This is a genomic window from Streptomyces kurssanovii (genome assembly GCF_040677245.1).
Taxonomy (GTDB): Bacteria; Actinomycetota; Actinomycetes; order Streptomycetales; family Streptomycetaceae; genus Streptomyces; species Streptomyces kurssanovii.
In genome coordinates, this window is record NZ_JBFAQK010000051.1 from 43271 (window position 1) to 52167 (window position 8897).

General features: G+C 69.3%; 6 protein-coding genes and 2 tRNA genes. 4 read left to right on the plus strand and 4 right to left on the minus strand.

Annotation, left to right across the window (positions count from 1 at the left end; genetic code table 11):
* Positions 1–19: 19 nt before the first annotated feature.
* From glxA to AB0K36_RS27025, 3 genes are all read right to left on the minus strand, one after another.
* A complete protein-coding gene (gene glxA / locus AB0K36_RS27015; protein WP_435877944.1) occupies positions 20–1972 on the minus strand; it encodes a radical copper oxidase GlxA in 1953 nt (650 codons plus the stop codon).
* Positions 1969–3924 carry a glycosyltransferase family 2 protein gene (locus AB0K36_RS27020; protein WP_364599341.1) on the minus strand — a complete coding sequence of 652 codons (1956 nt, stop codon included), beginning with the start codon at positions 3922–3924 and terminating at the stop codon, positions 1969–1971. Before AB0K36_RS27020 ends, glxA begins: the two co-directional genes overlap by 4 nt.
* Positions 3925–4396: 472 nt before the next feature.
* Positions 4397–4470, minus strand: a tRNA-Lys gene (locus AB0K36_RS27025).
* A gap of 196 nt (positions 4471–4666) precedes the next feature.
* Here AB0K36_RS27025 and AB0K36_RS27030 point away from each other — a divergent pair.
* The 4 genes from AB0K36_RS27030 to AB0K36_RS27045 all read left to right on the plus strand — a co-directional run bounded on the left by AB0K36_RS27030 (position 4667) and on the right by AB0K36_RS27045 (position 8692).
* Positions 4667–5965, plus strand: coding sequence for a peptidoglycan-binding protein (locus tag AB0K36_RS27030; RefSeq protein WP_364599344.1), 1299 nt, complete (start codon positions 4667–4669; stop codon positions 5963–5965).
* Between the two features lie 72 nt (positions 5966–6037).
* Positions 6038–7426 (plus strand): SPFH domain-containing protein, encoded by a 1389-nt coding sequence (locus AB0K36_RS27035; RefSeq protein WP_364599347.1) that lies wholly within the window; start codon positions 6038–6040, stop codon positions 7424–7426.
* Between the two features lie 121 nt (positions 7427–7547).
* On the plus strand, positions 7548–8135 hold the full coding sequence (locus AB0K36_RS27040) for a lytic polysaccharide monooxygenase auxiliary activity family 9 protein (RefSeq protein WP_364599350.1): 588 nt from the start codon (positions 7548–7550) through the stop codon (positions 8133–8135).
* Positions 8136–8296: 161 nt separating this feature from the next.
* A complete protein-coding gene (locus tag AB0K36_RS27045; RefSeq protein ID WP_364599352.1) occupies positions 8297–8692 on the plus strand; it encodes a hypothetical protein in 396 nt (131 codons plus the stop codon).
* Between the two features lie 125 nt (positions 8693–8817).
* On the opposite strand, the gene AB0K36_RS27050 is transcribed toward AB0K36_RS27045, so the two are convergent.
* Positions 8818–8891: transfer RNA gene (locus tag AB0K36_RS27050), tRNA-Lys, on the minus strand.
* Positions 8892–8897: the final 6 nt, after the last annotated feature.

An 8897-nucleotide genomic window follows, 5' to 3' on the forward strand; every position in this document is an offset into this window, starting at 1 on the left:
TCCGTGTTCAGGAGGTCCGTTACGGGACCTCGACCCACACGGCCTCGGACGGTGTGCCCGCCTCGTCCGTCACGAAGAACATGTAGTGACCGGACGGCACCAGTGCCCTGTTCCTGGGCACGGTGATCTCCACTCCGTCCGCGGTCTTCTTCATCTCCAGCGCGATCGAGCGCTGGTCGACGTCGGTGACGTGCGTGACCGCGCTGGGCCGCATCAGCTTCGCCGTCTTCAGCGCCTTCTCGCTCGTGACCTTGAAGGTGCCCTTCTCCCCGCGTCCGATCGTCTTCGGGCCACCGGTCACCTCGGGCCTGCTGTCCCGGTAGAGGTAGGGCGGCGTGTAGATCTCGATGCGCTGCTCGAAGACCCCCGGCCGGGTGTTGTCCTTGTCGGAGAAGAGCGAGTCCGAGCCGAAGATCATGACGCGTCCGTCCGGCAGCAGCACGGAACCGGAGTGGTAGTTGCGGCCCACGGCCGGGTCGGCGACGCGCTTGTACGTCCCGGTCTTCGGGTCGTACGTGCGGGCCTGGAGCACATCGGAGCCGCCACGCCCCCGGTAGTCCTCGGAGCCGCCGGTGACGAGCACGGAGTCGTCGGGCAGCAGCGAGGCGCTCGGGTAGCGGGTGCCCTTGTCCAGCGACGGTCCGTCCGTGAAGCGGGGGTTGTCGGCCTTGAGGTCGACCAGCCGGGACTTCTCGCTCGACTTCTCCGACTCGCCGACCCCGCCGCCGCCGATGACCATGAACTTCTGGTCCTGGGCGGGCGGCAGCATGACCGTCGCCGAGGTCTCCATCCGGTCGGGGTCCGACAGGCCGGGGATCTTGGTGAACTTGTTGGTGTCCAGGTCCCAGACGCCCGGGTCGCGGCCCACGTCGGCGGGCCCGTAACCGGCGTTGGAGCCGGAGTAGAACAGCTTGCCGTTGTCCATCAGGAAGATCGCCGGGTAGGTGGGGAACTTCCTGATGACCCCGGTGTACTCCCAGGTCTTCGTCTTCGGGTCGTAGATCTCGTCCTTGCCGGGAACGATCTGCCCGATCTCGTCGAGGCCGGAGAGCGAGAGGACCTTGCCGTCCTCGAGGGTGGTCAGCGTGGGGTACCAGCGGGCCTCGTTCATGGGGTCGACGGGGATGTACTTCTCCGCGACCGGGTCGAACTCGAAGGCCTCCTTGATGCCCTGGAAGTCCTTCTTGTCGAGGGCGAGCTTCTGGGCGATGCCGTAGACGTTCCGGGCGTCGGACCCCTTGAGGCCCTGCACGCGGTAGTTGTCCTCGGTGCCGGTCTCGTACTGCTTGCCCGACCGCTCGGCCTCGACGTAGATCCGGCCGAGGCCCGCCTCGGTGCGCAGGAAGCGGCCGGTCTTCGGATCGAAGACCTTCTTCGCCTTCTCCACGAGGACCGGGTCCTTGGAGACGAACGTCTTGCCGCTCTTCTTGCCGGTGAACTTGGTGCCCGCGGGCAGGGTCTTGGGCGCGTCCGGGTCCTCGTTGTGGACGATCATCAGGCCGCCGGCCTTGGTGACGTCGCCCTTGAGCTTCTCGTACCGCTTGGTGCCGCCCGCGACCAGCAGCTTGCCGTCGGGCAGCTGGGTGTGCCCGGCGCAGAACATGTCCTTGGGGGTGGGGATCTTCTTGAACTTGTTCGTCTTCGGGTCCCAGAGCACCGACTCGAACTTCTTGGCGTCGAAGTTCTTCTGGTTGTTGCCGGAACCGGCGATGAGCAGCACCTTACCGGTGTGCAGCAGCGCGGCGTGGATGCTGTTGATCCTGAACTCGGAGGGGACGTCGAGGAAGTCCCAGTGTCCGTTCGCCGCCTTGTACTCCGGCTTGTTGATCTCGTAGTCGTGGTACTGCTCCGAGCCGAAGCGCCAGATGGCGGGCCCGTTGAACCCGGCGACCACCACGATCACCGCCGCGCCGATGGCTATTCGGCGGGCGCGGTTCTTGCGGTGGTTCGGCCGCGCGGGCATCGTGCTCATTTCTTACGTCCCCCAAGGGCGATCTGTATGGTCTGGTCCGTGGCCCCTCCGGGACCTGGCCGGGGGTCCGCGAAGCGGGGCCGTTGCTGCGGCACATGAGGGCCGCCGGTTCCCGGCCCGGTCGGGGGCCCGTCTCCCGCGTGCCGTCTCCTGCGCTTCTTCTTCTCCGCGGCGATGCCGTGCCGCCAGGCGAAGATGGGCGCGGCCGTGATCAGCAGCGCCAGCGACGCCCAGGTGATCATCGCCGGATGGTTGTGCCCGAGCCAGAACGACGAGGCGAGCGAACCACCGAAGACCGCGATGAAGAACAGGTGGACGCGGAACGTGCCGAACAGGGTGTCGGGGCTGGACGAGTCGCCCTTGGGGGTCACCACGAACGTGCTCTTGCGCCGCAGTACGGCGTCCATCAGCGAACGGGCGTAGATGGGCGCGGAGAGCGCCGACATCACCATGCCGGCGAGGCCGCCTGAGCCCTCCGGCTCGTGCGGCGACACGTTGTGCCGGCGGTTCCAGATGTACAGGCCGATCTGGAGGGCGGAGGCGTTGCCGTAGAGCATCATCCAGATGGCCGGGTCGATCTGCACACCGGAGGCGCCCATGCCCAGGAACAGCGCGCAGCTCAGCGCCGCGAGGATCCAGTTGAGGGCCGACATCGGATAGAAGATGATCATCATCGTGTAGTTGAAGAGCTTGCCGGGCGGCAGGGTGCCGAAGCCCTTCCAGTACTGCTTGAGGATCGTCTCGTACGTGCCGCGGGACCAGCGCAGCTGCTGGGTGAAGAAGTCGGTCCAGGCCGTGGGCCCCTCGCCGACGGCCAGGACGTCGGGCGTGTAGACCGAGCGCCACTTGTTGCCGGTGGCCGGGTTCGTGGCGCGGTGCATCTCGAAGCCGGTGGCCATGTCCTCGGTGATCGAGTCGTACAGGCCGCCGATCTGCTTGATGGCCCTGATACGCACGGCGTTGGACGTGCCGACGAACATCGGTGCGCCGTAGCGGTTGCCCGCGCGCTGGATCAGGGCGTGGAAGAGGAACTGCTGCGACTCGGCGGCCTTGGTGACGAAGGTGTCGTAGTTGCCGTAGACCTGGGGGCCGATGACGAAGCCGACGTCCGGGTCGCGGAAGTAGCCGAGCATCCGCTCCAGGTAGTTGGGCAGCGGTACGTGGTCGGTGTCGACGGAGGCGAAGAAGTCGTAGTCGCCGCCGTGCGCCTCGAGCCAGGCGTTGTAGTTGCCGTGCTTGGTCTTCGCCCGGTGCGCGCCCTTCTCCTGGTTCCACCTGGCGACGCCCTTGCGGGAGAAGTGGTGGACACCGAGACGGGCGCAGACCTCCTTGACGGCCGGGTCGTCGCCCTCGTCGAGCAGCCAGACGTGCATCGGGCCCCGGTGCCGGATCCTCACCGCCGCCTCGAGGGTCTTCGTCACCATCTCCAGGGGCTCCTTGCCCGGCACGAAGGAGGTGAGGAAGGCGACGCGGGTGCCCGACTCCGGCACCACGGGCACCGGGTCGCGTGCCACGAGCGTCGCGTGGGCGTTGGACAGCACGTTCATCGTCCGGAACAGCTCGATCAGGCCGATCGAGACGAGCATGACGATGTCGAGGGCGAGCAGCAGATCGTTCTTGAGGTTCGGGTCGCGGTCGGTCCAGTGCTGCGGCTGCATCAGCCAGGCGAACAGGCCCAGCGACAGCAGCGGCGCGGCACCGAGCAGCAGCGCGGCACGTATCCGGTGGGGTTCCTGTGAGAGCAGCGAGCGGTACCGGACCTTGTACGGCCGGTTCGGGTCGGGCTGCGTGAGGGGGCCCGCCAGCCGGCTGTAGTGCTCGTAGTCGTAGCGCGGCAGCGCCTTCCTGGGGCGCAGCCGCGCGGTGGCGGCACGCAGGTGCGCGGGCACGCGCAGCTGGGTGGTCCGCGAAGAGTCTTCCGGCTGCCCGGTGCCGTCCGGCGTCGACGTCATTGATCATCCCCCCGCACGCGGGGTCGGCGCGTGCTGTGGTCGGTCGTGTCACCTGGGGCCGCAGGATCCCCTGTACCTGCTGTCCCGGGCGTGTCAGTGGTGGCTGGCCACCGTTCCTACAGACATGAAACGGTCACCCTTCGGTTGCATGATGCCCGTCGCGTAATCCGACCGTGACGGGGCCCCCGCCCCTTGCTCCGCGCACCGGAGGCGGCCCCCGGAAACCGCGCCCAACTGCCCAAACCGGGCGTCCAATTGGGGTGACCGGCTCCACCATAGGTTCTCGGAGCCCAGTCATGATCGCAAGGGCGGAACGGGCTGTTAACCGATCGTATGCGCGATTTGGGGCCCTCTCGGACCGGAGGTTTCCGACCGGTAGGCATTGGCCGGAAATAATCGTACGCACGGCCAAGGGGTGCCGACGGTACGACCGAGGCCCCCTCGCCTGTGGCGAGGGGGCCTCGGTTCCGCGTGCGCCGCCAGGGACTCGAACCCCGGACCCGCTGATTAAGAGTCAGCTGCTCTAACCAACTGAGCTAGCGGCGCCTGCTGACCTGGAGAACTCTACCGGAACTCCGGCGGTGCTCCGTGCCGCCGCCTGTTCGCCGCGGGACGCGCCACGGCCTGTCGAATCATCATTTTTAACCTTTGATCCGTCAAAATGCGTTATGTCCATACCGCTGGGACACTGGCGCCCGTGAAACATCGTCAGAAGATCTTGCTGAGTGCGGAGGGGACAGACATGGCTGCCGTACCGGTCTTCGAGGAGTTCGAGCCCGCCGCGGACTGCGACTGCGCGGGGTGCGCGCACCGGCGCCGCATGCACGCAGCCGGGGAGCACCTCTCGGCGCAGGGCTGCCGCACGGCGCTGGTCGTCGTCACCGCCGCAGGGGTCGTCCTGGGAGCCACGGGAACGGGGGCGACGGCGAGGGACGCCTCCGCCGCCGTGCGACCCGGGGAACGGGCCGGGGAGCGGACCGCGGAGCCGGGGCCGGCCACCGAACAGGGCGGCACCGCTCCACTGCACGGCCCGGCCGGCCGGCCCGCCGCCGCGAAGGCGCCGCTGCGCGCCAGCACCCGCGCGGAGATCATCAACCGCGCCAAGAAATGGGTCGACGCCAAGGTGCCGTACAGCATGTCCAAGTACTGGTCCGACGGTTACCGCCAGGACTGCTCCGGCTATGTGTCGATGGCCTGGAACCTGGCGAAGAACGAGTGGACCGGAAGCCTCGCCCAGTTCGGCGACCGGATCATGCGCGACGATCTCCAGGCCGGGGACATCCTGCTCTTCCACAATCCCGCCGACCCGACGGGCGGCTCGCACGTCACGATCTTCGGCGGCTGGACCGACTACACGCACACCTACTACACGGCGTACGAGCAGACCAAGCCGCACACCCGCAAACAGGCCACGCCGATGGCCTACTGGAACAACTCCGCGTCCTACGTCGCCTACCGCTACAAGGGCCTCGGCACCGGCACCGGCGCCGGAGGGGGACAGCGGGAGGCCGTGCCGTTCCCGGGCGTCTCCCGCTTCGGACCGGGCACGAACAACGCGTCCGTCACGCGCCTCGGCGAGATGCTCGTGGCGCGCGGCGGCAAGCGGTTCTACCGGGAGGGGCCCGATCCGCGCTGGACGGAGGCCGACCGGCGGGCGACCCAGGCCTTCCAGCGCGCCCAGGGCTGGCGCGGGAAAGAGGCGGACGGCCTGCCGGGACCGCACACCTGGCGGCTGCTGGTGAACAAGCAGGGCAGGAACATCCCCGCCGCGAAACCCGCGGCCAACGGCCCGAACGCCGGTAAGCCGGCCTTCCCCGGGCGCGCCCACTTCCGGCCCGGCCGCTCCAGCGCGTACGTCACCCAACTGGGCAAGCGCCTGGTCGAGCGCGGCTACGGCAAGCACTACACGTCCGGGCCGGACCCGCGCTGGCGCGAGGCTGACCGCCGGAACGTCCAGGCGTTCCAGCGCGCCCAGGGCTGGCGCGGCGCTGCGGCGGACGGCTATCCGGGGCCGGAGACCTGGAGGCGTCTCTTCTCCTAGGACCCCGGTCCCACGGCACCGGGCACGAGCACACCCGACGACACCACAGAGCGACCAGCTAAGGCGGCAGGCATGAACACCACGACGTCGGAGCCGGAGGGCACCGTGCCGTCCGAGAGCCCGCGGCGCAACTTCGTCATCGCGAGCGAGACGACGACCGAGATCCCCGTCCACCTGCTGTTCAGGGACGACGCGGCCCCGCTGCGGCCCACTGTCGTGTCCCGGCGGCAGGGGACGGGCGAGCAGCCGAGGGTCGGGCACGAGCCGCCCGCCACGCAAGAGGTCCAGCAGCGGAACGGCGGCGAGCAGGGCACCCTCGATCCGACGCGGCAGGACCCGCGGAAGCCGGACCTGCGGAAGGCCGACGCGCGGAAGTCCGGTACGAGCAAGCCCGATCTGACGAAGCGCTGGCCCCACGAGCACCCGGACGAGTCCGATCCGCGGCAGCCGCGCCAGGACGGTTCCCGACCGCGGAAGTCAGGGCAGCAGACGCCCGGACCGCAGCAGCCGGGGCCGCGGAAGTCCTCCGCCGCGGCCCGGCCGGTACCGTCCGTCGATCCGCAGCTCGCCGAGCGCCCGGGACCGGTACTGCCGGGCTGGACGGCGCTCGTCGCGGGCGGCTGCTCGCTCGCCGGGATCGGTGCGGTGATCTGGGGGACCGGGGCGGTCCCGGAGGTGCTCGCGGCCGTGTTCGGGCTGACCCCGCCGCCGTACGGGGGCATCGGGATCTGGCTGTGGTGCCTGCTCACACTGGGCGTGATCCTGGCGCTGTTCGCGCTCGGCGGGCTCGGGCGGGGCCAGGTCGGCCGGGCGTGGGTGCTCACCCTCTGCGGTGACTACCGCGGCAGTGTGCGCCGTACCGGGCTGGTGTGGGTCAGCCCGCTGGTGCTGCGCCGGCGGATCGACGTACGGCTGCGGCACTGGCGCAGCGAGCCGATGGCCGTCGTCGACGCCGAGGGAACGCCGCTGCGCGCCGTGGTGCTGGTCGTGTGGCGGGTCAAGGACACGGCACGCGCCGCGCTCGGCGTGGCCGACCACGAGACGTATCTGCGGGAGCAGGTGGAGGCGGCCACCGTGCGGGTCTTCTCGCAGCTGCCCGCCGACGCCTTCCTCCCGGCGGTGCCGACGCTGCGCAACGCGGAGGCGGTCGGGGACAGGCTGACGAAGATGCTGGCGGCACAGTGCGCGGCGGTCGGGGTCGAGGTCTTCTCCGCGCAGCCGGTGGGCATCGACTACGCGCCCGAGGTGGCGGCCGCGATGCAGCGCCGCCGGGTCGCGGCGATCGACGCCAAGCACCGGAACACCGTGCTGACTTCGGTGGTGGACGCGGTCGAGGAGACGGTGGGCCGGCTGACCGCGCGTGGTCTGGTCGACCTGGACGACTACGAGCGCAAGGCGCTGGTGAAGGATCTGACCGTTGCCTTCTACACGGGTCGGGCGGGTGCCGTCGAGGCCCCGTGATTGGTCTGGACAACTCCAACGGGCGTCAATACATTGGAACTTGGTCTAGACCGGAACAAGCAATACCGCACGCGTGCAGCAAGTGCCTCGGAACTCCCCCACGTTCTACCAGGAGCCAAGCATGCGAAAGAAGATAGGCGCGGCCGCGGTCGGCCTCGTCGTGACGGGTGCGACCCTGCTCGCCACCGGCAGCGCGAGCAGCCACGGCTACACCGACTCACCGATCAGCCGGCAGAAGCTCTGCGCCAACAAGACGGTGAGCAACTGCGGCCAGATCCAGTGGGAGCCGCAGAGCGTCGAGGGCCCGAAGGGCTTCCCGGCCGCGGGTCCGGCCGACGGCAAGATCTGCGCGGGCGGCAACGGCCAGTTCGCCGAACTGGACAACCCGCGCGGCGGAGCCTGGCCCACCACCAAGGTCAGCTCGGGCCAGAACTACACCTTCCGCTGGCAGTTCACCGCCAGGCACCGCACCACCGACTTCAAGTACTACATCACCAAGGCCGGCTGGAACCCGAGCCAGCCGCTGACCAGGGCCGCACTGGAGTCGCAGCCCTTCCTGACCATCCCCTACGGCGGTCAGCAGCCGCCGGCGACCCTGTCCCACTCCGGCAACCTTCCCCAGCGGTCGGGCCGCCATCTGATCCTGGCGGTGTGGACGGTGCACGACACGGCGAACGCCTTCTACGCCTGCTCCGACGTGCAGTTCTGACGGCAGGCCGGTCACGCCGCGGCGACCCCTTCCGCCGGGGGCCGCCGCGGTCGTGTGCCCGTTGTGCCCGCGATGTTCATGGAAAGCGGGTGCACCTGGCAGGATCATCGGATGACCGTGAAACGATCCCTCCTTCGCCGTCCGGAGGGCCGCCCGCAGCCATGCTGATCGATCTGGAGAAAACCGAACAGCTCCCCGGCGGACTGTGCCTCGCTCACGCGCGCACCCCCATCGGGCCGGTCGTCGCCCGCTGGTGCGGTGAACCCGACGCGCTGCCCGGCCGGTACGACGCCGAGTGGACGGTCGACGAGGACGTGGCGTGGCTGACCAATACGCATCCCGCCCCCGAGCAGTCCTACCTGATCGGCCCGCGGGCGGACGGTCTGCTGCTGCGCGGCCGGCTCGACGAGGTCGCCCGTGCCGCCGCCGTCCTGGACCTGGCGGGGACCTTGATCCTGCTGGACCTGGCCGGCCCGTTACCCGACGGGTCCCTCGGGACATGGATCGACATCCACGCGGAGCGGGAGAAGGTGGCCCTCTATCCGTACGAGCTGTGAGGCTACGAGCTGTGAGGAGCGCCACATCGGCGCACGGTCCGGCGCCGCACGGCGCGAGACACGCCTCACGCGGAAAGCCCTGTAGGGCGTCCCGGATCACCGGAACGCCCTACAGGGTCTGGTTGTGCGCCGCCAGGGACTCGAACCCCGGACCCGCTGATTAAGAGTCAGCTGCTCTAACCAACTGAGCTAGCGGCGCCTCTTT

Coding starts and splice junctions, on each gene's coding strand:
- AB0K36_RS27020 (WP_364599341.1), bottom strand. CDS start 3,924: ATGACGTCGACGCCGGACGGCACCGGGCAGCCGGAAGACTCTTCGCGG.
- AB0K36_RS27045 (WP_364599352.1), top strand. CDS start 8,297: ATGCTGATCGATCTGGAGAAAACCGAACAGCTCCCCGGCGGACTGTGC.
- glxA (WP_435877944.1), bottom strand. CDS start 1,972: ATGAGCACGATGCCCGCGCGGCCGAACCACCGCAAGAACCGCGCCCGC.
- AB0K36_RS27040 (WP_364599350.1), top strand. CDS start 7,548: ATGCGAAAGAAGATAGGCGCGGCCGCGGTCGGCCTCGTCGTGACGGGT.
- AB0K36_RS27030 (WP_364599344.1), top strand. CDS start 4,667: ATGGCTGCCGTACCGGTCTTCGAGGAGTTCGAGCCCGCCGCGGACTGC.
- AB0K36_RS27035 (WP_364599347.1), top strand. CDS start 6,038: ATGAACACCACGACGTCGGAGCCGGAGGGCACCGTGCCGTCCGAGAGC.